This window comes from Dickeya fangzhongdai (genome assembly GCF_002812485.1).
Classification (GTDB): Bacteria; Pseudomonadota; Gammaproteobacteria; order Enterobacterales; family Enterobacteriaceae; genus Dickeya; species Dickeya fangzhongdai.
In genome coordinates this window covers 2499891-2523922 of the sequence record NZ_CP025003.1, presented here as the reverse complement: position 1 = coordinate 2523922, position 24032 = coordinate 2499891, and the positions used below count along the sequence as shown (strand labels likewise).

The window sequence follows — 24032 nt, the reverse complement described above, 5'->3', positions numbered from 1 at the left end:
GTTATTTGCTCTCACGCTTAATCGTCATCGGTAGCACAGTGTCGGCATCGTAGCGGCCTTTACATTCTGCGGCCTCGCTCGATTCCTGTCGGGTACAGACGATTTCCGGCATCGGATAACGGGAACCATCGCTGCAGCGCGCCCGATAGCGGCTGTTGATCACCAGATTGCCGGACTGGTGCAACCCGGCTTCCACCTCGGCCTGACAGGTGACTTTTTCGCCGTAGGTAAAGCGCACCCGGCCTTTGCCGTCTTTGATCTGGTAGCGGAGAACCGGCGGTTTGCCGGTCAGCGGATTTTTCGCCATGAGCGTCGCCTGCCAGTTGCCGTCCAGAAAACGGATGGAGCCGATTTTTACGGCGTCGGCAGGCATCACCAGCGCGCCTTTCGGGGCGGCGCTTACCTCGACATGCGCGGGGGCTTCCGGCGCTTTTTCTTCGGGTTTTTTCTGCTCAACCACTGCCGGCGGCGGCAACAACGTAGCCACTTCCAGCGGCAGATTCGGCTGTGGAAGCGTATCCGCCGGTGTGGCGCTCAGCGCGCGTTTTTCCGGTTTGATGGTGGTCACCGCCGGCGGGGTGTTGTTTTCGGGGTGAGAAACGCAGCCGCGGATCTGGAACGCCAGCGTCGCCAACAGCGCGGCGCCCGGCGCCAGCAACCAGATGCTGGTCCAGACCCGGCGCGGCGACGGGGCGGTTTGCGGCGGCGCGGTCGGTTCGGCAATCACCACGGGTTCCGGTTCGACCGGCAGCGCCGGTTGTTCCGGTTCGGGGTCGGCGACCTGCGTGGTCACTTCCGGCAGCGGTTCAGGAACCGGCTCGGGAATCTCGACCGGTTCAACCGGGCGCAGGCACTCCAGCACGTCAACGCGGGATTTTTTGCCCAGGCTGACAAATCCCCAGAAGGTGATGACCGGTTTATCGTCCACCAGATAGACATGATTGGAACCCGGAAACTGAAAAGCTTTCGCCAACAATACGCCGAAGAGTTTCTGGGCCGGTTTGTTGGATTGACGCGCCCGCTCGCTAATGGCGTCAACGGTGCCGAGATACTGTTCGAGCAAGAGCAACGCCTGCTCGCGCTGCTCGTCGCTGGCTGCCATCCAGGAAGTGATTTTACCGGCGAAGGGCGCATACCAGTCGATGCGATCGCCATCCTCGTTAGGTTGGGGGATGGCCAGACAGTCAGCGATGTGCTGTTGTTTGCGAAGACGCAGTGTCTCCCGTAATTGCAGCGCTGAAGCATAAACGGGCTGGCCGTTCTCTCCCAACGCAAGAAAATCGTCTAAATTTCCACTGCGTAAAAATAATTTTGCCACGCCAAAGAGACCCTTTGTGATAAACCGTCAAGGCAGAAAATCGTGTTCAATATCTGCGATTATAATTCTGATGATCACGAATCAAATACGTAAAGAAGTGACAAATATGACAAATATTTGCGTCATCAGCTCTCTGAAAAAGCAATATCGCATAAGTGCGATGTGACTGAAACTAAAAAACCGGCAGGTCGATTATCTTACAGGTTACCCGGCAGCATACCAGCGGGAAGCCGATGGCGAGCATTCTGTGATGATGTCGGCATTTTTATTTCACACTAACATTTATGTAAGTACTTACTAAAAGTGAGTTTGAGTCATATGCTGCTGGCACGAGCTTCAACCTGTCTGGCGTTGAGCGTATTCGGGTTGAAGCATGGCACAGGGTTTTCTCATTAACAGGAGTTCGTTATGTTTGCGATTACAGGAGCAACCGGCCAATTGGGCCGTCTGGTGATTGATTCGCTGGTGAAATCGGTACCGGCAGAACAGATCGTTGCGGTAGTACGCGACCCGGCCAAGGCCAGCGCTCTGGCCGCGCAGGGGATTCATGTACGACATGGCGATTATGACCGGCCGGATACGCTGGTCAGCGCGCTGAGCGGAGTAGACAAGTTGCTGTTGATTTCATCAAGTGAAGTCGGCAAGCGCGAAACCCAGCACAAAGCGGTGATCGACGCGGCGAAAAAAGCCGGTATCGGGCTGATTGTCTACACCAGTCTGCTGCACGCGGATACCTCGTCGCTGGGCTTGGCGGTCGAGCATCTGGCGACCGAAGGCGCGCTGCGCGATTCAGGCATTCCTCATGTTATTTTGCGTAACGGCTGGTATACCGAAAACTATGCCGCCAGCATCGCGCCGGCTTTGGCGCACGGCGCGTTTATCGGCGCCGCCGGCGAAGGCCGCATTGCTTCGGCGGCGCGCAGCGACTATGCGCAAGCGGCTGCAATCGTGCTGCAATTGAATGGTCAGGAAGGGAAAGTTTATGAGCTGGCCGGCGATAACAGTTACACGCTGGCGGAATTTACCGCGGAAATTGCGAAGCAGAGCAGCAAACCGGTGCAATATGTCAACCTGTCCCAGGCGGATTTCGCCAACGCGCTGAAAGGCGCGGGATTGCCGGATTTCCTGGCTGATATGTTGGCGGATTCCGACGCCGGCGCGGAAAAAGGCGGGCTGTTTGATGACAAGAACGCGCTGGCGGCATTGCTGGGTCGCCCGACGACGCCTTATGCCGAGGTCATCCGCGGTACGCTGGCGTCGCTGTAATTTGTTTTCACGTTATTAAACGCGATGGCGCGTCTGGCGACAGATGCGCCACTTTTTATTCTGCCAATTTTCCCTTCCGCAATGTTCTATGTGGTTTTTTTTCGTAGCCTGAACGCATGGTAATGAAACGTCGATTTTCCTGACAGAATCTTGTCATTTTATTTCTGTTTTACTAACCTGTCTGTGTTGTCAGCCTATGCTGCATTTCAATCTGATTAACGCGCCACAGGGAGCATTCACTTTCAATAGGACAAAAAGTGAAGAAGTTGGTGTTTAGCTGCGGCTTTATAAACAAGCGGTTCTATAAACAGATGTCATACCCGTAAGGGATGGTATACCCAGTGCAACTTGCAGTATGTCGGGTATAAAGGCGAATTTCATGGAGGAAATGTTATGGCTTTATATGGAAAGAAAACCGATCTTTCTTCCGCATCGTCCGGCGGCTATACCGGCGTGGCGGATGTCTATCAATTATGGAATTACCACGCCCGTGGAAATGGCAACATCGGCGATAAACCATCCTATTCGCTGGAGCAAGCCCGCGATCAAATAACCCGTGGCAATATTACCTGGAATGGTGAAAAGGTTTTCGGTAAATCCGTTGCGCTGACTTACTCTTTTCTTCAGTCGGTTTCTGATGCCGACATGCCTGATAATTTCAAAGGCTTTGTCAAATTTAATGCCGCGCAGATTCAGCAGGCCAAACTGGCATTGCAATCCTGGGCTGATGTGGCGAACGTCACTTTTAGCGAAATTAAAGACGATCAACACGCCACCATCCGGTTTGGCAACTATACATTGAGCCCGGATGGTAATACCGATAACAACAGTCAGGCGTTCGGTTTCTATCCCGGCAGCTGGAAGTGGGCCGGTTCAGCCTGGTTTAATTATAATCAGGCTGACAATCAACGGCCGGATATCAATGAATTTGGCCGTAATACATTAGCGCATGAAATCGGCCATACGCTGGGGTTATATCATCCGGGCGATTATGACGCTTCCGACGGCAACCCGGGTTATAAAGACGTGACCTACGCGGAGGATACCCGCCAGTTCAGCATTATGAGCTACTGGAATGAAGGGTACACCGGCGGCGATTTTCATGGCTATCATGCCGCCGCGCCGCTAATGGATGATATTGCGGCCATTCAAAAATTGTATGGCGCCAATATGTCGACCCGCACGGGCGATACCGTATACGGGTTTCACTCCAATAGCGGTCGTGATTTTTATACGGCGACAGACAGCAAAACACCGCTGATATTCTCCGTTTGGGATGCCGGCGGCAACGATACGTTTGATTTTTCCGGTTATAGCGCGAATCAGCGCATCAGCCTGATTAGCGGCACTTTCTCGGATGTCGGCGGATTGAAAGGCAACGTTTCCATTGCCGCGGACGCGGTGATTGAAAATGCGATTGGCGGTTCAGGCCATGATGTGATTGTGGGGAATCTGTCTGATAATCGTATTGACGGCGGCGCGGGTAATGATGTGCTTTATGGCGACGGCGGCGCTGATATTTTAACCGGCGGCGCCGGGAAAGACATTTTTGTTTATGCCTGGGAAAAGGATTCGCTATTGTCGTCGCCGGATACCATTACCGATTTCCAGCGTGGAGAAGACAGGATCGATTTATCCGCGTTTAATAAAAATCATGATCTCCGCTTTGTTGATAATTTCTCGGGAAAAGGAAACGAAGTGTTGTTGAATTGGGATAGTCAGTCTCATCAAACCAATATGTGGTTGCAGTTAAGCGGGCACGACACGGCTGATTTTCTGGTCAACATTGTCGGTGCGGCATTACAGCCGTCGGATTTTATTGTTTAACGATAATGGGCGCGTTCCCGTTATTTTTTGATTGATTGAATAACGGCAGGTATTTTCTCGCGTGGGAGACATGCCTGCCGTTATCCACGTATTTAACACGATGGTTTCAATTATTAAACGCGTTCACTGATGACCGAATGATGGGAATATCATGAAACAGCTGATTATTGCGACATTATTGAGTGCACTGAGTGGAGGATGTATGGCGAGCAGTCTGAGATTGCCGTCCGCGGCGGAACTGAGCGGGCAGTGGGTATTGAGCGGAGCGGAGCAACACTGTGATATCCGCTTGAACACGGATGTGCTTGACGGCACGACCTGGCGGCTGGCTGGCGACAGCGCGTGCCTGCAAAAATTGCTGCCGGAAGCGCCGGTCGGCTGGCGGCCTACGCCAGACGGTCTGACGCTGACGCAGCAAGACGGCTCGGCAGTGGCGTTTTTCAGCCGCAACCGCGATCACTACGAACATAAGCTGGCTGACGGCAGCGTTCGCACCCTGAAAAAGAAAGCCTGAGGGAGAGTGCCCAGCCGTGAATGCTTCCTCTGAGCGAGATCGTTCGTTGTTCGGCGTGCTGCGCCAGTTCCGCCGCAGTTTCTGGAGCGTCGGGATTTTCAGCGCCGTCATCAATATACTGATGCTGGCGCCTTCGGTATATATGCTGCAGGTGTATGACCGGGTGCTGGCGTCCGGCAACGGTATAACCCTGCTGATGCTGACGTTGCTGATGGCGGGACTGTGTGCCTTTATGGGCGCGCTGGAGTGGGTTCGTAGTCTGTTGGTGGTGAGGCTGGGCACCCGTATCGATCTGGCGCTCAATCAGGATGTCTTCAATGCGGCGTTTGCCCGTAATCTGGAGGCCGGCGACGGCCGCGCCGGGCTGGCGCTGACCGATTTGACGCTGCTGCGCCAGTTCATCACCGGCAATGCGCTGTTTGCCTTCTTCGACGTGCCCTGGTTTCCGCTGTTTTTGTTGGTGTTGTTTTTGCTGCATCCCTGGTTGGGGATGCTGGCGCTGGGCGGCACCATAGTGCTGGTGGCGCTGGCCTGGCTGAACCAGCGTTTGACCAACCAACCGCTGGCGGAAGCCAATCAGCAATCGCAACAGGCGACCCATCTGGCTGACGCCCAGTTGCGCAATGCCGACGTCATTGAAGCGATGGGAATGCTGGGCAACCTGCGTCGGCGCTGGCTGACGCGCCACTACCGTTTTATTTCCCTGCAGAATCTGGCCAGCGAGCGTGCCGCCGCGGTGGGCGGCGCGTCCAAGTACAGCCGCATTGCATTGCAGTCGCTGATGCTGGGGCTGGGGGCGTTGCTGGCGATCGACGGCAAGATCACGCCGGGGATGATGATCGCCGGTTCGATTCTGGTTGGTCGGGTGCTGAGCCCGATCGATCAGTTAATCGCGGTATGGAAACAATGGAGCAGCGCGCGCATTGCCTGGCAGCGCCTGACCCGGCTGATTGTCGCCTATCCGCCGCGCCCGGCGGCAATGGCGCTGCCTGCGCCGGAAGGACATCTCAGCGTGGAACAGGTTTCGCTGCGTCCGGCACAGGGCAACGCCCGGCTGCAGAACATTCATTTCTCGTTGCAGGCTGGCGAAACGCTGGTGATTCTGGGCGCATCCGGATCCGGCAAATCCTCGCTGGCGCGTTTGCTGGTCGGCGCGCAGGCGCCGACGCAAGGCAAAGTGCGTTTGGATGGCGCTGATCTGAATCAGGTGGACAAAAACACGTTTGGGCCGACCATCGGTTATTTGCCGCAGGATGTACAGCTGTTCAAGGGCACGTTGGCGGAGAACATCGCCCGTTTTGGCGAGGCCGATCCGGAAAAAGTCGTGGCGGCCGCAAAGCTGGCCGGGGTGCATGAACTGATTTTGTCGTTGCCCAATGGCTATGACACCGAATTGGGCGATGGCGGCAGCGGTTTGTCCGGCGGTCAGCGGCAGCGTATCGGCCTGGCGCGCGCCATGTACGGCGACCCTTGTCTGCTGATTCTGGATGAACCGAACGCCAGCCTCGACAGTGAAGGCGATCAGGCCTTGATGCAGGCGATTGTCGCGTTGCAGAAACGGGGCGCGACCGTGGTGTTGATTACCCATCGCCCGGCGTTGACGACGCTGGCGCAAAAAATTCTGATCCTCCATGAGGGCCAGCAGCAGCGTATGGGACTGGCGCGGGATGTGTTGACGGAACTGCAACAGCGCAGCGCCGCCAATCAGGCCCGGATGAACCCCACGGCCGCAATGCCGCAATGACAGGGATCTCGTGATGACAGGTATGGATATAACCACTCAGGATGAATTGAACGAAGCGGCAATGCGCGATCGCGCCAGCCGGGATGAAGAGCGGGCGTTACGGTTGGGCTGGTGGCTGGTGCTGGCCGGTTTTGGCGGTTTTCTGCTGTGGGCGTTGCTGGCGCCGCTGGATAAAGGGGTGGCGGTGCAAGGCAATGTCGTGGTGTCCGGCAATCGCAAGGTGATCCAGCACATGCAGGGCGGCATTGTCGACCGGATCCAGGTGAAAGAGGGGGACCGCGTTGCCGCCGGTCAGGTGCTGCTGACGCTGAATGCGGTAGACGCCCGTACCACCAGCGAAGGGCTTGGCTCCCAATATGATCAACTGATCGCCCGCGAAGCCCGCCTGCTGGCGGAACAGCGTAATCAGTCGTCGCTGGTGGCGACGCCCCGGCTGACGCAGGCGCGCCAGCGGCCGGAAATGGCCGTCATCATCGCGTTGCAGGAAGACCTGCTGCATAGCCGTCAGCAGGCGCTAAAGCTGGAAACCGACGGCGTGCGCGCCAGTATTGATGGGCTGGAAACGTCGCTCGGCGCGTTGCAAAAGGTGATGAGCAGCAAGCAGTCCGAGCAGGCGGCGTTGAACCAGCAGTTGCAGGGGCTGCGGCCGTTGGCGGCGGATAACTATGTCCCGCGCAATAAAATGCTGGAAACGGAACGGTTGTTTGCGCAGGTCAGCGGTGAAATTGCCCAGACCAGCGGCGAAGTGGGGCGAACCCGGCGTGATATTCAGCAACAGAAATTGCGCATCGCCCAACGCCAGCAGGAATACGACAAAGAGGTCAACAGCGAATTGTCCGACGTGCAGGCCAAACTGAATGAAGTGATCAGCCAGCGCGAGAAGGCGGATTTCAATCTGGCCAATGTGCAGGTGCGTGCGCCGGTTGCCGGCACCGTAGTGGACATGAAGATCTTCACCGAAGGCGGAGTGATCGCTCCCGGGCAGGTCATGATGGAAATCGTTCCCGAAGATCAGCCGCTGCTGGTGGATGGCCGTATTCCGGTAGAAATGGTGGACAAGGTGTGGTCCGGGCTACCGGTGGAGTTGCAGTTCACTGCATTTAGCCAAAGCACCACACCGCGAGTGCCGGGAACGGTGACCTTGCTGTCCGCTGACCGGCTGGTGGACGAAAAAGACGGCACGCCGTACTACAGCCTGCGCATTCAGGTGAGCGAAGAAGGCAAGCGTTCGTTGCATGGGCTGGAAATTAAACCCGGTATGCCGGTGCAGGGGTTTGTCCGCACCGGGGAGCGTTCGTTTATCAATTATCTGTTTAAACCCCTGATGGATCGCATGCATCTGGCGTTGACGGAAGAGTAACGGAAGGAAGCAATGCGAAGGAAAGCGGTATTACTGACGGTGGTGTTATCCCTGTCGGGCGGCAGCGCCCAGGCGATGGGGTTGCTGGATGCGTGGGAGCTGGCGCTGCGCAATGACGCGCAGCTGCGGGCGGCCGGCTTCGAACGGGACGCCGGGCAGGAGGAAGTGGCGATCGGCCGCGCCGGATTGCTGCCCTCGCTGCAATATAACTATGGCGCCAATTACAGTCATTCCAAAGTGACGCAACGGGACCGGACGGTGAATAACACGACGAAACGTGATTACGATAACTACGTCTCGACGTTGACGCTGCGCCAGCCGCTGCTGGACTATGCCGCCTGGGCGCGTTACCAGCAGGGCGTCACCCGCAAACTGATGGCCGATCAGCGATTTCGCGATCGCAGTCAGGACCTGATGGTGCGTCTGTATCAGTCCTGGAGCGAAGCATTGCTGGCACAGGAAAAGCTGATGCTGCTGGATGCGCAGCGCCGCGCCTATCAGGAACAACTGGCGCTGAACCGTCGCTTATTGGCGGCGGGGGAAGGAACGCAAACCGACCTGCGGGAAACGGAGGCACGTTACACCGTCACTGAAGCGCAGCGTATCGAGCAGGAAGATACGCTGGATGCCGCGATGACCGATCTGGAAAACATGATTGGTTCGCCGCTGCAAATTCAGGACCTGTCGCCGCTGGCGCTGGACGCGTTGCCGGATAACGTCACCGAAAATCGTTCGCTGTCGCAATGGCGTGAGCTGGCGGTGCGACACAACGCCAAGCTGGCGGTGCAGCGTGAAAACGTCGATTACAGCCGCTATGAAATTGAGCGTAACCGCGCCGGTCATCTGCCGACATTGGATCTGGTGGCATCCACCCGCAACAGCCTGTCGGAGTCCGAATACAACTACAACCAGAAATACGACACCCAGACCGTTGGTCTGCAGGTGCGTGTGCCGCTGTATTCCGGCGGCGCCGTTTCGGCATCGATGCGTCAGGCCGCGGCGGAATACCAGCAAAGTCAGGCGGAACTGGATAACCAGACCCGGCAGACCTTTGCGGAATTGCGTCGTCAGTTCAACCTGTGCACCAACGGAGCCGCCAAAATCCGGGCCTGGCAGATGAGCGTGGCTGCCGCCGCGGAAGCGATCCGCGCTACGCGGCAAAGCGTCGCCGGCGGCGAACGTATCAATCTGGACGTGCTGATGGCGGAACAGGAGTGGTACAACGCCCGCCGCGAGCTGACGGAAGTCAAATATCGCTGGTTACAGGCATGGCTGAATTTGCGCTATACCGCCGGTACGCTAAATGAGCAGGATATGATGCAACTGGCGGCCTGGTTTCAGGCTGCGCATCCAATAAATAAAAACGGAATGAATACGGCTACCGGCAATAAAGCGAATTAACGGTAACCTTTTGCGTTAATTGCTTAATGTTTCTACGAAAATTGATGGTTGTTTCCACAAAAAATTGATCGTCGTTTCCACGAAATTTCTTTCGCAGCCTGCTGCGAGGGATTGGTATGTCATTAAATTAGCCGTCGTGATAATGGTCGGCGACGTAATGGCGAAAAAAGGCATTCTGACAGTAATACGTCAGACTTTATGGAAGAAGTTATATGCAACAAAACGAAAAAGCTTCGTTAAATACCTCTGCCGCCGCTGCCAAGGCAGGCAGTTATACCGGCTATGCCGATGTGTATGATTTTTGGTTTTACCATCAGCGTGGCGACGGTCTGACTGTCAATGGCAAACCGTCTTATACCACCGACAAGGCGGTGAGTGAGGGATTAACGCGGCCGCATACCACCTGGAACGGTGATAACGTATTCGGCAAAGCGGCAAATCTGACTTATTCATTCCTTAACTCGTTTAGCTCGACGCCTAACGGTCATACCGGCCCGGTAAAATTTACGCCGGTGCAGATGCAGCAGGCGAAACTGTCATTGCAGTCCTGGGCGGATGCGGCAAACCTGACGTTTACCGAAGTCAGCCCCAATCAAAAGGCCAACATCACATTCGCTAACTATACGCGCAATGCCGACGGCAGCCTGAATACGGATACGCAGGCTTATGCCGCTTATCCGGGCACGCATCCGGTGTCCGGCAGCGCCTGGTTCAACTACAACCAATCGAGTATTCGCAACCCGGATACCGATGAGTATGGACGGCATTCGTTCACGCATGAAATCGGCCATGCGCTGGGGCTGAGCCACCCGGCGGAATACAACGCCGGCGAAGGGGATATCAGTTACAAAAACAGCGCTGCCTATGCGGAAGATTCCCGTCAGTTCAGCATCATGAGCTACTGGGAGGTGGAAAACACCGGCGGCGACTTCAAAGGGCACTACTCGGCGGGTCCGCTGATGGATGATATCGCCGCGATCCAGAAACTGTATGGCGCCAACATGACCACCCGTACCGGCGATACCGTTTATGGCTTTAACTCCAACACCGATCGTGATTTCTATACCGCGACCAGCAGCAGCAAGGCGCTGGTTTTCTCGGTATGGGATGCGGGCGGCAACGATACTTTCGACTTCTCCGGCTACAGCAACAACCAACGCATCAACCTGAATGAAGGGTCGTTCTCGGATGTCGGCGGGCTGAAAGGCAACGTGTCGATCGCGCACGGCGTGACCATTGAGAACGCGATTGGCGGTTCCGGCAACGATATTCTGGTGGGCAACAGCGCCGACAACGTGCTGCAGGGCGGTGCAGGCGATGACGTGCTGTACGGCAGCCTCGGCGCGGATACGCTGACCGGCGGCGCCGGGCGCGACATCTTCGTATACGGCAGCGGTCAGGATTCCACCGTGTCGGCATACGACTGGATTACCGATTTCCAGACCGGTGTGGACAAGATCGATCTGTCGGCGTTCCGCAATCAGGGTCAGTTGAACTTTGTGCAGGATCAGTTCACCGGCAAAGGACAGGAAGTGATGCTGCAGTGGGATGCGGCCAACAGCATCACCAACCTGTGGCTGCATGAAGCGGGTCACAGCTCGGTGGATTTTCTGGTGCGTATCGTCGGCCAGACTGCACAATCCGATATTATTGTGTAATCAACCACTGAAAATATTAAACAGGGTGGTTTAACTACCCTGTTTAATAAGATTTCCAAGGGAATCTTATTATCATGTCATTCCGGCAGGGCGTTGTTCGCCCTGAATAAAGAGTGACAGTATTTCTTTATGCTATTTCCAGAGGATTTTATGGGAAAAAATCTGTCTTTACGTCAAGATGACGCTCAACACGCATTATCGGCCAATACCAGCAGTGCGTATAATTCTGTTTATGATTTCCTGCATTACCACGACAGGGGTAATGGCCTGACCGTCAATGGCAAAACATCCTATTCCGTCGACCAGGCGGCGGCGCAAATTACCCGGGAAAATGTCAGCTGGAATGGAACCAATGTATTTGGCAAATCAGCCAATCTGACGTTTAAGTTTCTGCAATCAGTCAGCTCCATTCCATCCGGCGATACCGGGTTTGTGAAATTTAATGCCGAACAGATTGAGCAGGCGAAATTGTCGCTGCAATCCTGGTCGGACGTGGCAAATCTGACGTTCACCGAAGTGACGGGAAATAAGTCTGCCAATATCACCTTTGGTAACTATACGCGTGATGCGAATGGCAACCTGGATTATGGCACTCAGGCTTATGCCTATTATCCGGGCAATTATCAGGGCGCAGGCAGCAGCTGGTACAACTATAACCAGTCTAATATCCGTAATCCGGGGTCGGAAGAGTACGGCCGTCAGACATTTACCCACGAGATTGGCCACGCGCTCGGCCTGGCGCATCCGGGTGAATACAACGCCGGCGAAGGGGATCCGTCTTATCACGATGCCGTGTATGCCGAGGATAGCTACCAGTTCAGTATTATGAGTTACTGGGGCGAGAATGAAACCGGCGCTGACTACAATGGTCACTATGGCGGCGCGCCGATGATTGATGATATCGCGGCGATTCAGCGGCTGTATGGCGCCAACATGACCACCCGGACCGGTGACAGCGTGTATGGCTTCAACTCCAATACCGATCGTGATTTCTACACCGCGACCAGCAGCAGTAAGGCGCTGATTTTCTCGGTATGGGATGCGGGCGGCAACGATACTTTCGACTTCTCCGGCTACAGCAACAACCAGCGTATCAACCTGAATGAAGGGTCGTTCTCGGATGTCGGCGGCCTGAAAGGCAACGTGTCGATCGCGCACGGTGTGACCATTGAGAACGCGATTGGCGGCTCCGGCAACGATATTCTGGTGGGCAACAGCGCCGACAACGTACTGCAGGGCGGCGCGGGCAACGACGTGCTGTACGGCGGTGCCGGTGCGGATACGCTGTACGGCGGCGCCGGGCGTGATACGTTCGTTTACGGCAGCGGTCAGGACTCCACCGTAGCGGCGTATGACTGGATTGCCGATTTCCAGAAAGGTATTGATAAAATCGACCTGTCGGCGTTCCGCAGCGAAGGCCAACTGAGCTTTGTACAGGATCAGTTCACCGGCAAAGGACAGGAAGTGATGCTGCAGTGGGATGCGGCCAACAGCATCACCAACCTGTGGCTGCATGAAGCCGGACACAGCTCGGTAGACTTCCTGGTACGAATCGTCGGTCAGGCGACACAGTCCGATATTATTGTGTAATGATATTCTGAAAATATTGCTCAGGGCAGTTTATCTGCCCTGTTTCATTAATAATATATTGCGAATTGCCAAAGGTTTATTTGTGAAATGATTTCGCCTTGCGTTTAATTTCAGCTTTAAAAAAGCAATCGTTTCCTTTTCTTTCTATTTCCCGCCATTCAAATAACTTATTTCATTTTAATCAATTAGCACCATATTGAAGCTGTGGGCTAAATCGCCAATAAATAGAAAATTAACCAATGAACCTTTACAAAAACATTACAGTGGCTTATATAAATATTAGCGCCAGTGATGGCGCTGTTTGTTTGCGTTAAATATCATCAAGATTATATGCCGAAAATATGCCATTAAATTGGCAGAGATGTTCTTTATCTAAAATTTAATGGCTATGGAATTTTCTGATTATTTATACCAATGAGGGTTTTATGGAAAAAAATCTGTCTTCACGTGATGATGACGCGTTGCATTCATTATCTGCCAGCAGCAGCTATGACTCTGTTTATGATCTGTTGCATTATCACGGGCGAGGAAATGGATTGACGATTAACGGCAAACCATCCTATTCGATTGAGGATGCGGGCGAACAAATTACCCGTGACAATGTCAGCTGGAATGGTTCGAATGTATTTGGTAAATCCGCCAACCTGACCTTCAAGTTTCTTCAGTCCGCGCGCTCCACACCGGATGGCGATACCGGGTTTGTCAAATTCAATGCCGCACAGGTTGCTCAGGCCAAACTGGCATTACAGTCCTGGTCTGATCTGGCCAACATCACCTTCACGGAAGTGACAGGGAATCAGTCGGCCAACGTCACTTTTGGCAACTATACTCGTGACTCCAGCGGCCGTCTGGATTACGGCACGCAGGCGTATGCCTATCTGCCGGGCAGCGGCAGCGCATCCGGCACCACCTGGTACAACTACAATGTGGACAACATTCGCAGCCCGGACAAAATGGAGTACGGCCGTCAGACGCTGACGCATGAAATCGGCCACGCGCTGGGGCTGAATCATCCGGGCGACTATAACGCCGGCGAAGGGAACCCCAGCTACAGCGATGTGACCTATGCCGAAGATACCCGTCAGTTCAGCATCATGAGCTACTGGAGTGAGAAGAATACCGGTGGGGATTTCAAAGGCCATTATGCCGCCGGCCCGATGCTGGATGATATCGCAGCCATTCAGCGCCTGTACGGCGCCAACATGACCACCCGCACCGGCGATACCGTCTATGGCTTCAACTCCAACACCGATCGTGATTTCTACACCGCGACCAGCAGCAGCAAAGCGCTGATTTTCTCGGTATGGGACGCGGGTGGCAACGACACCTTCGATTTCTCTGGTTACAGCAACAACCAGCGTATCAATCTGAACGAAGGGTCACTGTCTGATGTCGGCGGGCTGAAAGGCAACGTGTCGATCGCGCACGGCGTGACCATTGAGAATGCCATCGGCGGCTCCGGCAACGATGTGCTGATCGGCAACAGCGCTGACAACATTCTGAAGGGCGGCGCCGGTGACGATATTCTGTACGGCGGGGGCGGGGCAGACCGTCTGTATGGCGGCAGCGGTCGTGATACCTTTGTGTATACCGCGGTATCCGACTCCAAAGTGGCGGCGCCGGACTGGATTCTCGATTTCCAGACCGGTGTCGATAAAATCGACCTTTCTGCACTGAACACCGGTAATAACCTGCATTTTGTTAATCAGTTCAGCGGCGGCGGTGGTGAGATCCTGCTCAACTGGGATTCATCAGCCAATGTCAGCAACCTTTATCTGAACCTTGATAACAATACCTCGCCGGAATTCCTGGTGAAAATTGTAGGTCAGGTATCACAGACAGCCGATTTCGTTGTGTAACCGACTGATAACCAAAGGGCGGGTTCTCCGCCCTTTATTTCTCGCTGAGCCTTTCCCCATGTAGTTTTACCTTTTCGATACCAATTTAGTTACAACATACTTATATCTTCAATACTCCCCACTCAACCTGAAATAGTGGTGTGCTTATCGCCAAGCAGGAGAGGAAAGGCGGATTCTACCCATGATGCGAACGTCTTACAGTCTTCTCTTTATCAAACAGGAAGACGTCGGGCGAAACGCGGGGGACAGGCTGGGAATATGCCTGCCCCGCATTGTAAATGACTAGATGGCGATGCGTCGACCGATCTCGATCACCTGATTACCCGGCAGTTGGTAGTATTCCGTGACATGCAGGCAGTTTCGCATCATCCAGGCGAACAGGTAGGATTGCCAGCGCGGCAGGGCGTCCGCACTGTCTTTGGCGACGATCGATTCATGGCCGATATAATAGGTCACGGATTCGTGATCGGCACACGCTTTCAGCGGCGGCGTTTGCTTGAGCAGCTCGGGAATATTGGGCTTCTCCATAAATCCGTAGTAGGCCACGCCTTGCCAGAAACCGGGAAGTTTTTCGGTCAGTACCAGTTTGTCTTCCTCCCTGACGCGCGGCACATCCAGCACCTGAATGGTCAGGGCGATGATCTTGTCATGCAAGGCCTGGTTACGTTTGACATGCCAGCGCATCACCGGCGGTGCAACATTCTGCACTCGGGTTAAAAATACGGCGACGCCCGGTACGCGTGAAATGCCATCAGCCTGCAGCGATGAAAGAAACTCGTCTACCGGCAGCGTTTTTTCCGCCACGGTTTGCGATACGCGCGTCACACCCTGACGCCAGATAAACATCACGCAGAAAATCAGCATCGCCAGCAGCAGCGGAACATAGCCGCCGTCGAACACTTTCAGCATGTTGGCGACGCAGAATCCCACGTCGATCAGGATAAAAATGGCGGTGATGCCGAGACTCAGCATCTTGTTCCAGTGCCAAATCTTACGCATTGCCATATACAGCAACAACGTCGTCATCAGCATCGTAATGGAAACGGCAATGCCATAAGCGGCGGCCAGCCGCTCCGAAGACTGGAAGAAAATCACCAGACTGAGCGTGACCACCATTAATAGCCAGTTGACGGTGCCCAGATAGATTTGCCCATAGCTTTGCTCCGCCGTCTGGGTGATTTTCATTCTGGGCAGCCAGCCAAGTTGAATCGCCTGTCGCGTCATGGAGAACGCGCCGGAGATAATCGCCTGACTGGCAATAATGGTGGCCAGCGTGGCGAGAATAACCATTGGTATTTGCAGTGCGGGGGGACACAGGCGGTAAAGAATATTATTGTTAGCATCGGTGCCGGATAAGATAAATGCCGCCTGACCGGCATAATTGAGCAGCAGGCAGGGGAGCGCTATCGCATACCAGGCAATCCAGATGGGCTTACGGCCAAAATGCCCCATATCGGCATACAGCGCTTCCGCCCCGGTGACGCACAGAAACACGCCGCCCAAAATCAGCAGGCCGATATGCCCGTGGGTGGCGAAAAATGTCAGCGCGTGGACGGGGTTCAGCGCCCAGAGTACGGCCGGATAATCAATGATGCTCTTGATGCCCAATAGAGCCAGCGTAGCAAACCACAGCAACATCACCGGTGCGAAAAACCGACTGATTTTGTCCGTGCCCAGCGGCTGAATGGCGAAGATGAGAACCAGCAGGACCATCGTCAGCGGCAGGATGTAATTGGCGGTTTCCGGAAACACCAGTTCCAGCCCTTCCAACGCCGACAACACCGAGATTGCCGGCGTGATCGCGCCGTCGCCATAGATAAAGGCCGCGCCCAGTAGCCCGGCGGCAATAATCCATTTCTGACGTTTGGCCTGGTTATTCTGCAACAGCGACATCAACGCCAGTACGCCGCCTTCGCCTTTGTTGTCGATCCGCATGGCGAACAACGCGTACTTGATGGAAGTAACAATGATCAACGTCCAGAACAATGTGGAAAGCAGGCCCAGTATGGTTTCCGGTCGGGCGGCGTCGCCGGCCAGTTGTATCACGGTATTGAAGGTATAAAGCGGGCTGGTACCGATATCGCCGAATACAATGCCCAGTGCGGAAATAGCCAGCAAACCTGGTGCTTTTTCTTGCTGCGTATGTGTCATATGCACATCCCGGTGAATGGTTAGAATCAGGAAAAATGCCGTGTAATCATAGTGTAGACTGTTATGTTCATCCGGACGTGACGGCGCCGAAATTCTGGATAACATCAGAAAACATAAAGTGACATGAGTGACGCGAGGCGTGATGAAGCCTGGCTTAGGGGCGGGAATGGGTTTTCAGCAACGATAAAAAAGGGATTCCAAGACACATCGGAATCCCTGGCAAATGAGCGGTATGTCATACGCTCACGAGTTACGTGGCGGATAACTTAATGCGGCAACGCCTGTTCCGGGTGAAGGCCGAGCCAGCCCGGCGACGGTTCGCCTTTGACTTCGCCCAGATACAGACCGATCTGCGCTCTGAAGCGTTCGACTGCCGCCCGGTCGCTCATGAAACGCTCAAACGCTTCCGGACTGGCATTCTTGTATTCCCAAATGTGCTTATAACCGGCCGGCGGCGCTATATCGGTGCGAACCGACCACATATACCAGACGTCGGTCTGCGTTTTCGGGTCCAGCAGCCAGCTCAGATACAGCCTGGCGGATTCCGGGTGTTTGGCCTGTTTGAAGATCGCCGCGCGCTGTGCCCAGGCGACAAACGGATCTTGCGCCGGCAGCACAAAGCGGGAATTGGCTTTGGCGTCAGGAACCAGCGCGCCGTCAGTGGAGAAGGTTACCGCAGACTTGCCGCTTTCCACATCGTCCGCCGGTGCCTGGGTGCCACGCACGTAAACCGGCTCTTGCTCGCTGAACTTCGCCACATAATCCCAGCCGTATTTATCCACCACCTGTTTGAACCAGAACAGCACGGCATCATCGTCGTTCGGGTAGGTGACGACGATTTTCCCTCTCAGGTCCGGGCGCAGGTAATCATTGGCTTCACGCGGCCAGGCTTTCTGATCGACCAGTTTGGTGTTGACCACATTACTGAACGCATCGACGAAAACGCCGGTCCAGGCGCCGTCCTGATCCCGGAATGCCGGCCAGATCTTGTCCCAACCCGCGGGTTTATAGTTCAGCAACGCGCCTTCTTTTTTCCAGCGCGGATAATCCTGCAGCGTCTGTAACTGTACAACGTCCGGAATCAGGCTGTCGGTAGCCAGTTGGTTGTCGATGCGGGCGTCATGAAACTTGCTGTAATCCACGATGACATTCAGCGTCATGCCTGGAAAGCGTTTCTCGAACGCCTGCTTGATGCCATCCTGCTGACCCGCGGTATCACCGCCGGCATAGACCGTAACCACGCCGCCTTCTCTCAGCGCGCTCTGGTAAATCTGGTCCAGCGATCGCTGTTCCGGCGTGGTGGCGGCATACCCTGAAAAGGCGGCCGTGCCTCCCGCGAGAGCCAGCATCAGCCCGGCTGCCTTCATCGCGTTATTCACATTCTTCATACGATAGTCCTTGGTTACGTGTAGGTACTTTTCCCATGCAGGTACTTTTTTCATGCAGGTACTTTGCCCGTGTAGGTACTGCTCCAATTTCGCCGGTTGGTTATTACCGGCAAAGCCATGCCTGCCGGGGCAGTTGGCCGCCCCGGAGGAACATGTTTCGTTTCAATAGTGGCGGGTGACCGTGACCCGCACAGGTGTGCCTTAAGGGCCGATGGCGGACCGGTTGGTGACGATGGCGTGAAAAGCCGCCCGAATCACCGCCGCATCCGGCAAATCATCGATGCCGCTCAGAACACCGCGCATCAACCAGGCATCGGTGAACGATACCGCCGCCTGTGACACCGGGCGGCTGAAACCGAAATGCTCGCCCAATATCGTTTCGTGAGCTTGTAGCCACTCGGCAGCGTGTGGACGCAGAAGAGGGCGGGAAACCGCAGCGACGAACAGTTCATATTCACGAGTCAGCCTTGAGCGCTCGCCGATAGTCCAGAAGACGAAATCGGTCAGGATCCCGGCGGGATCGTCGGCTCCGTGCAGAGAAAGCCAATGCCGGGTGCTGACCGCAAAGTCTTCAATCGCCTGATGCATCACCGCGGCCAGCAGGTCATCCAGCGTTTTAAAGTGGTAGGTGGTGGCGCCCAGCGACATCTGTGCTTCTTCAGCGACTGCCCGGTGTGTACAGGCGTGCAGGCCATCACGCCGAATGATGGTCGCTGCGCTGCGTATCAGCTGTTCTGCTGTGATTTCGCTTTTCGATCTCATGGTTCCTCTCCGGGCGTCAGCGGGAACGCCAGCCCACGATGAAAGCGGGCAATATCGGCGTTCCGTAATCTGGCCTGCATCGTATCCTTGCCGGCAGTAAGAAGAGAATAGCGTGGATTTGACAGTCTTGCTCAAAAAAACAGAATGAACTTTTGGATCAAAAAACCATTTGTTATCTTATAAAAAGAATTTAATTCTGATTTATTTTTATAAGATTTAACTTTTCGAACTTAAATATCTATTTTAATACAAATGTACAATTTTAAGTGCTGAATGCGCTGTTATCGACATTCGTCTTGCGAATAAGGGGGATGGCCGACGCCGTGCGGTTTCTTGAACTGCTGAAATATGGCATACTGCGACATAATTAAACTGTACTGTCCGGTTACCTAAAAATAACGCTGACTGAACCATCCGGACAGGTGCCAGAGGAGGAGTAATGCGAACACTGACCGAGGAAAAACGGCAGGCGATTATTGATGCCGCCACTCAGCTTTTTCAGGAAACCGGATACGAGCGGGCATCCATGAATGAAGTGGCTAAGCGTGTGGGGGGATCGAAAGCAACGCTCTATAACTACTTCACCTCAAAGGAAGAGTTGTTTGAGACGATCGTACGCACCTACAGTACGCGCTTTTTGACGGAGGCGGCGGCAGAACTCAGTACGCCGGAAGCGGAGCTGCTTTCCCTGGAGAATAAGCTGACGCGGTTTGGTGAGAAAATGATGCATGTGCTGACCGGCGGGAATCCGGCGCTGCAAATCTATCGTATTGTGGTTGGCGAGGCCGGCCATTCTGACATTGGCGAGTTATTTCAGGGCTCGGGGACGAAAGAAAGTATGGCCAGGCTGGCTGATCTCATGGCCGATGCCATGCAAAAAGGTGAGCTGACTCAGGCAGATCCCGCGCTAAGGGCCAAACAGTTTACGGCGTTGGTCAAAGCGGAAGCGGATGCGATGCTACTGCAGCGTGAACCGCCCGACTGTTCGCCGGCGCGGATCGGGGAAATGGTGAGAAACGGCGTCGAGCTTTTCCTGCATGGCGCTTCTTTCCGGAAAGACCAATAAGCCACTCGCAGGCCGGCGACTTATTTAGAAAATGAATCCCCGCCGGCTACTGATGTTCCCATCGACCATCGTCGGTTCTCCGACATCTCCGGTGCCACACCATGACGCGCTGAGCGCGCTTTTATCCGCTTCTTTTCAGACAATCAGCGGCTTGACAGTGTTTTTTCTTTATATAAACTAAACCGTACAGTTTAATTATTGAGGAATAGAGCATGAGAATTCTGGCTTTGGCAGGATTTACTGCGGCTGTCTGTATGCTGACCGGCTGTGTCTCCCTGTTCTAGGGAGATGCCATCTTATTCGGTTGTGAGTGAGGGAAGAACATGAGAATTGTTGGTCTGGTTTGCATCATCATGGCTGCTATGATCCTGAACGGTTGCCTGTCCATCGGCAGTCATATTTAGCGCGACGCCTCTGTGTATGAAACAGGAGCCAGACCGGGTAACCGAACTGGCTCCTGTTTCAGGAAACGCCTGCCATCACTGCACTGACGCCTCACTCGGTTGGTTCCTTCTGTTTATTTACATACCGCTTTTCTGTTTCACGATTGGCAGGCTATGTTGCCCTCATGTTGTTGCCACCGCCGGGCGGTTTCCGTCATCTGCGTCGCGACCTGTGCAATAATCTTTTGCCAGGCAGAAAACAGGTGCGCGTTATCGCCGACGGCGCTTTCCGTTAACTGGCTGCGGCAAGACAGTTTCAGGCGTTTATCTCCGTTTTTGACGCTAAGACTCCAGTCGGCGTCTAGCGAGACGAACTGACCGGGCCAGCTGTCAAAGCGTCGAATCTGCATTCGGATCCGCAGCACCGGGATATCGCGCGGCAGGGGCTGCCCCGATGCATTTTGGGCGCCCGACCGCTGGACCAGCAGTGATGACAGTGCCGTGTGAATCTCATCGCTCAGCGGGCTCAACCAGCGATCGTCGTCAAGAATCATGGCGCCATCCTGACCATCGCGAATTACCACCTGCTGCCTGTCCACCTGCGCCGGTACCTCGATCGGTAATAAATCAATCTCGAATAACGCCGGGTGCGGGTATACCACACCGGCGGCAGGGGGAACCAACGTATGGTAGCGAACCTGTGGGGAACGGCAGGCCGGTAGCGTCAGAACCGTGATGACAGCGAGCAGCGGCAGCATCAATCTCATGGATGTTTTCCTTTGGGCGAAGTAGCGCGGTCATCCGCTGCGTCAGGGGTCGGAGCCGGTGTACGCCCACGCAGCAGCGACTCCGGGTTGCGCTCCAGCTGTTCGGTAAATTCCCTCAGGGTGCGTAGCGTCCGGCTCGCTTCCTGCAACGTCTGGGTAAAATGAATCAGCAATGGCGAGTCTTCCGCTATCAGTTCCTGGGCGTTTTCCGTCGTCAGCTGCGTTTGTTTCATCAGGCTGTTCGCCGTCGGTAATGTCTGGCTATTGACCAGCCGCAGCGTTTTGTTCAGTTCAACCAGGGTGTTGTTCAGGTTGTTGCCGATGGACTCCAGCGGCATTTTGTTAACTTTGGCGACGATACTGCCCAATTGCGCCTGCAATTTATCCAGCCCGCCGCTGACGGTCGGTAATTCGATAGGGCGAGCGTTTGAATTAAAGGGAACGTTGGGGGCATCAGGCACAAAATCGAATGAAATATACAGCTGCCCGGTTAACAGGTTACCGGGAACCGCCTGGGCCCGCAGCCCGTGAGCGACCAGGTCGCGGGTGAATTGGGCGGCTCTGTTGACGGTTTCTGCCGGCGAAGAGGGTGCCGATGACGATGAACCAGAGAGTTTATTCAGCAAACTCCCCAGACGTGCGGGGTACACTTCAACATCCACTACCGTCGGGAAACGATAGCCGGTGGGATTATAATCCAGCGTGACGGCCACGACCCGGCCGATGGTAACACTGGAAAATTCTACCGGCGCGCCGACATCCAGACCATGCAAAGCACGTTCAAACCGAAGCCGGAATGGAATTGCCGGTCCGTCCGGCGCCGACAGGGCGGATTCCTGATCCTGCGCCAGTCGATAGCTAACAGAGGGGTTAATCGCCGGCGTTTTATTGCCATCCGGTGTGGCAAACGCGATGCCGCCGGCCAGCACCGCCGCCACGGTCTGTGTTTTCAGGCGAAAGCCGTTGGTGCCGACGGATAAGTCGACGCCGCTGACATTCCAGAAACGGGTGTCAGGCTGCACCAGTCGGTCATAAGGCGTGTCAATGAAAACCTGCAAACTGACGCCACGGCCGTCTTCTTTCAGATGGTAAGAGGCAAGGCGCCCAACCTGTACCCGGCGGTAATAAACCGGTGAGCCGATATCCAGCGATCCCAAATCGTCGGCGTCAATGGCAAAGTGGCTGCCGGGCATGTCATTAATAATGGCAGGAGGGGTTTCCAGACCGGTAAATTCGCGCCGGGTTTCCGAGGAATAGCCTTTGTCCACACCGATATAGGCGCCGGACAACAGGGTATCAATACCGCTGACGCCGCTCATCCCCACGCGTGGCCTGACTACCCAAAACCGTGAGCCGGTACGCGCCAGATTCTCTGCGTTTTTGTTTAGTTGAACCCTGACCAGTACACGGGAACCGTCATCGTTAAGAACGATATCTTTTACTATTCCGACCGTAACGTCTTTGTATTTGACCGTGGTTTTACCGGCTTCAAGCCCTGTCGCACCGCGAAAGGAAAGGGTGATGTCAGGACCGGTGGCCAGCCGAGACTGAACCAGCATGGCGAGGCTGATCGCCAGCGCGATAACCGGGACGAACCAGATCGCGGCATGACGCCAGTTGCGACGAATGGCGGTGATCTCGCCCGGTAACATCTGATTCATTGCTCATCCTCCCAGATCGAACGCGGGTCGAAACTCATGGCGGAGAGCATGGTCAGGATAACCACCAGTCCAAAAAACAGAATGCCGGGGCGGGGTTCCGCTTCCCCCAGCGTATGAAAACGAACCAGGCTGCACACCACCGCAACGACAATCACATCCAGCATGGACCAACGGCCTATCCATTCCGTTATGCGATAGAGCCGGGTGCGCTCGCGTCTTGCCCATACGCTTTTTCGACGCGCGGTGACCAGCAGGATCATCAGGGACAGGAATTTCATGCAAGGAATCACGACGCTGGCAATGAATATTATCAGGGCGATGCCATACGAGCCGTGCTGCCAGAAGTCGATAACGCCAGTCATAATCGTACTTTCGCCGGCGCTGGCGAGCAGACTGGTGTACATCACCGGCAAGGTATTGGCCGGAATATAAAGAATCAGGGCGGCAAGCAGCAAAGCCCACGACAAGGCGGTGCTTCCCGGGGAATGTGCATCAAGCCGGGTGTGACAACGTGGGCAACGGGCTGCGCTGTCATTCGGCGCCGGCGCGTCGCAAACCAGACCGCAAACCGGGCAATCGCAGACATTCATCTGACGAGCTGAAGGCGCTTTATGCATGATGCGTCCTTCCGCGATGAACGGCTGAGTCAAGCGACCAAAGCCAATGATTATCCTGACGGGTAATCATCAGAACCAGCATCAATGAGGCAACCAGAAACCACCCTCCGGGCTCGACAGCAACATCCAGCAGGCCGGACAGTTTCACCGCTGCGATCAGAAAACCGGGCAGGCCCACTTCCATCATGTTCCAGGGGCGTAGCCACCGCAGCGTTTTCATGAGAGCAATAAAGCCCGGCGCTCGTCGACCGGCGCTTGCGAACAACAAAATCCAGGTTAACAGCATGATTTGTAATGAAGGGGCAAGAATAAGGAACAACACCGCACACCACGCCAGCAGGAAGGTATCGCCCTGAGCAAGCGACCACATGGATTGCCAGAGCGTCACGTCATGCGTTAGCCCATGAAAACTCACCGTCATGACCGGCCAGGCATTGGCCATCAAAAAGGTGACGGCGCAAGCAAAGGCCAGAGGGAGTAAACGTGCCGGATCCATCGGGGGTGAGCGATAAAGAATGGTCAGACAACGCCCACATTGCGCCACATCTTTGCCGACCAGAGGGCGGAGGCGATACACGCAGCCGCAGTGTGGGCAGGCGATCAAATACGGGTAGCTTTTCATCGCGGCGGACAGACTCAGCAAGATTTAAGAGGTGAAACAGATAACCGGCTTTCGGTTATCTGTGGTCTTTAACATTCA

At 54.9% G+C, this 24032-nt stretch carries 18 protein-coding genes; 10 read left to right on the top strand and 8 right to left on the bottom strand.

What is annotated here, in order from left to right:
• Position 1: 1 nt before the first annotated feature.
• The gene (locus tag CVE23_RS11365; protein ID WP_100849567.1) at positions 2-1318 is read right to left on the bottom strand and encodes an SrfA family protein; all 1317 of its coding nucleotides are present in this window, start codon (positions 1316-1318) and stop codon (positions 2-4) included.
• A 408-nt stretch (positions 1319-1726) separates the two neighbouring features.
• Between CVE23_RS11365 and CVE23_RS11360 the strand changes: the two genes are divergently transcribed.
• From CVE23_RS11360 to CVE23_RS11320, 9 genes are all read left to right on the top strand, one after another.
• Positions 1727-2584: an SDR family oxidoreductase gene (locus CVE23_RS11360; protein WP_100849566.1), complete on the top strand. Its 858-nt coding sequence runs from the start codon at positions 1727-1729 to the stop codon at positions 2582-2584.
• Positions 2585-2977: 393 nt separating this feature from the next.
• A complete protein-coding gene (locus tag CVE23_RS11355) occupies positions 2978-4411 on the top strand; it encodes a serralysin family metalloprotease (RefSeq protein ID WP_038919080.1) in 1434 nt (477 codons plus the stop codon).
• A 151-nt stretch (positions 4412-4562) separates the two neighbouring features.
• On the top strand, positions 4563-4925 hold the full coding sequence (locus CVE23_RS11350) for a protease inhibitor Inh/omp19 family protein (protein WP_082170938.1): 363 nt from the start codon (positions 4563-4565) through the stop codon (positions 4923-4925).
• Between the two features lie 16 nt (positions 4926-4941).
• Complete coding sequence (locus CVE23_RS11345; RefSeq protein ID WP_100849565.1) at positions 4942-6669, top strand: type I secretion system permease/ATPase; 1728 nt, start codon at positions 4942-4944, stop codon at positions 6667-6669.
• A gap of 13 nt (positions 6670-6682) precedes the next feature.
• A complete protein-coding gene (locus tag CVE23_RS11340; protein WP_038919077.1) occupies positions 6683-8029 on the top strand; it encodes an HlyD family type I secretion periplasmic adaptor subunit in 1347 nt (448 codons plus the stop codon).
• A 12-nt stretch (positions 8030-8041) separates the two neighbouring features.
• Entirely contained in the window at positions 8042-9430 is a 1389-nt protein-coding gene (locus CVE23_RS11335) for a TolC family outer membrane protein (protein WP_100849564.1), read from the top strand.
• 212 nt (positions 9431-9642) lie between these two features.
• Positions 9643-11088: a serralysin family metalloprotease gene (locus CVE23_RS11330; protein WP_049854005.1), complete on the top strand. Its 1446-nt coding sequence runs from the start codon at positions 9643-9645 to the stop codon at positions 11086-11088.
• Between the two features lie 150 nt (positions 11089-11238).
• Positions 11239-12678, top strand: coding sequence for a serralysin family metalloprotease (locus CVE23_RS11325; protein ID WP_038919074.1), 1440 nt, complete (start codon positions 11239-11241; stop codon positions 12676-12678).
• Positions 12679-13103: 425 nt separating this feature from the next.
• Complete coding sequence (locus CVE23_RS11320) at positions 13104-14537, top strand: serralysin family metalloprotease (protein ID WP_082170937.1); 1434 nt, start codon at positions 13104-13106, stop codon at positions 14535-14537.
• A gap of 282 nt (positions 14538-14819) precedes the next feature.
• Here CVE23_RS11320 and CVE23_RS11315 read toward each other — a convergent pair whose 3' ends face one another.
• The 3 genes from CVE23_RS11315 to CVE23_RS11305 all read right to left on the bottom strand — a co-directional run bounded on the left by CVE23_RS11315 (position 14820) and on the right by CVE23_RS11305 (position 18838).
• Positions 14820-16688, bottom strand: coding sequence for a potassium transporter Kup (locus tag CVE23_RS11315; RefSeq protein WP_100849563.1), 1869 nt, complete (start codon positions 16686-16688; stop codon positions 14820-14822).
• A gap of 266 nt (positions 16689-16954) precedes the next feature.
• Complete coding sequence (locus CVE23_RS11310) at positions 16955-18055, bottom strand: ABC transporter substrate-binding protein (RefSeq protein WP_100850455.1); 1101 nt, start codon at positions 18053-18055, stop codon at positions 16955-16957.
• Between the two features lie 222 nt (positions 18056-18277).
• Positions 18278-18838, bottom strand: coding sequence for a TetR/AcrR family transcriptional regulator (locus tag CVE23_RS11305; RefSeq protein ID WP_100849562.1), 561 nt, complete (start codon positions 18836-18838; stop codon positions 18278-18280).
• A 439-nt stretch (positions 18839-19277) separates the two neighbouring features.
• On the opposite strand from CVE23_RS11305, the gene CVE23_RS11300 reads away from it, so the two are divergent.
• Complete coding sequence (locus CVE23_RS11300) at positions 19278-19904, top strand: TetR/AcrR family transcriptional regulator (protein ID WP_100849561.1); 627 nt, start codon at positions 19278-19280, stop codon at positions 19902-19904.
• 541 nt (positions 19905-20445) lie between these two features.
• Here CVE23_RS11300 and CVE23_RS11295 read toward each other — a convergent pair.
• Genes CVE23_RS11295 through CVE23_RS11280 form a run of 4 tightly spaced genes read right to left on the bottom strand, consistent with a single transcriptional unit; the run spans position 20446 to position 23954 of the window.
• Positions 20446-21054, bottom strand: coding sequence for a PqiC family protein (locus CVE23_RS11295; RefSeq protein WP_100849560.1), 609 nt, complete (start codon positions 21052-21054; stop codon positions 20446-20448).
• Positions 21051-22715 carry a PqiB family protein gene (locus tag CVE23_RS11290; protein WP_100849559.1) on the bottom strand — a complete coding sequence of 555 codons (1665 nt, stop codon included), beginning with the start codon at positions 22713-22715 and terminating at the stop codon, positions 21051-21053. The genes CVE23_RS11295 and CVE23_RS11290 overlap by 4 nt, the downstream gene beginning before the upstream one ends.
• Positions 22712-23332, bottom strand: coding sequence for a paraquat-inducible protein A (locus tag CVE23_RS11285; RefSeq protein ID WP_038919065.1), 621 nt, complete (start codon positions 23330-23332; stop codon positions 22712-22714). The genes CVE23_RS11290 and CVE23_RS11285 overlap by 4 nt, the downstream gene beginning before the upstream one ends.
• A complete protein-coding gene (locus tag CVE23_RS11280) occupies positions 23325-23954 on the bottom strand; it encodes a paraquat-inducible protein A (protein WP_038920968.1) in 630 nt (209 codons plus the stop codon). The genes CVE23_RS11285 and CVE23_RS11280 overlap by 8 nt, the downstream gene beginning before the upstream one ends.
• Positions 23955-24032 lie beyond the last annotated feature (78 nt).

Bases quoted from the DNA above. Each gene is read 5' to 3' on its own strand.
- CVE23_RS11330 (WP_049854005.1), top strand. From the start codon at position 9,643: ATGCAACAAAACGAAAAAGCTTCGTTAAATACCTCTGCCGCCGCTGCC.
- CVE23_RS11315 (WP_100849563.1), bottom strand. From the start codon at position 16,688: ATGACACATACGCAGCAAGAAAAAGCACCAGGTTTGCTGGCTATTTCC.
- CVE23_RS11305 (WP_100849562.1), bottom strand. From the start codon at position 18,838: ATGAGATCGAAAAGCGAAATCACAGCAGAACAGCTGATACGCAGCGCA.
- CVE23_RS11335 (WP_100849564.1), top strand. From the start codon at position 8,042: ATGCGAAGGAAAGCGGTATTACTGACGGTGGTGTTATCCCTGTCGGGC.
- CVE23_RS11350 (WP_082170938.1), top strand. From the start codon at position 4,563: ATGAAACAGCTGATTATTGCGACATTATTGAGTGCACTGAGTGGAGGA.
- CVE23_RS11290 (WP_100849559.1), bottom strand. From the start codon at position 22,715: ATGAATCAGATGTTACCGGGCGAGATCACCGCCATTCGTCGCAACTGG.
- CVE23_RS11325 (WP_038919074.1), top strand. From the start codon at position 11,239: ATGGGAAAAAATCTGTCTTTACGTCAAGATGACGCTCAACACGCATTA.
- CVE23_RS11280 (WP_038920968.1), bottom strand. From the start codon at position 23,954: ATGAAAAGCTACCCGTATTTGATCGCCTGCCCACACTGCGGCTGCGTG.
- CVE23_RS11355 (WP_038919080.1), top strand. From the start codon at position 2,978: ATGGCTTTATATGGAAAGAAAACCGATCTTTCTTCCGCATCGTCCGGC.
- CVE23_RS11295 (WP_100849560.1), bottom strand. From the start codon at position 21,054: ATGAGATTGATGCTGCCGCTGCTCGCTGTCATCACGGTTCTGACGCTA.
- CVE23_RS11310 (WP_100850455.1), bottom strand. From the start codon at position 18,055: ATGAAGGCAGCCGGGCTGATGCTGGCTCTCGCGGGAGGCACGGCCGCC.
- CVE23_RS11340 (WP_038919077.1), top strand. From the start codon at position 6,683: ATGACAGGTATGGATATAACCACTCAGGATGAATTGAACGAAGCGGCA.
- CVE23_RS11320 (WP_082170937.1), top strand. From the start codon at position 13,104: ATGGAAAAAAATCTGTCTTCACGTGATGATGACGCGTTGCATTCATTA.
- CVE23_RS11300 (WP_100849561.1), top strand. From the start codon at position 19,278: ATGCGAACACTGACCGAGGAAAAACGGCAGGCGATTATTGATGCCGCC.
- CVE23_RS11285 (WP_038919065.1), bottom strand. From the start codon at position 23,332: ATGCATAAAGCGCCTTCAGCTCGTCAGATGAATGTCTGCGATTGCCCG.
- CVE23_RS11360 (WP_100849566.1), top strand. From the start codon at position 1,727: ATGTTTGCGATTACAGGAGCAACCGGCCAATTGGGCCGTCTGGTGATT.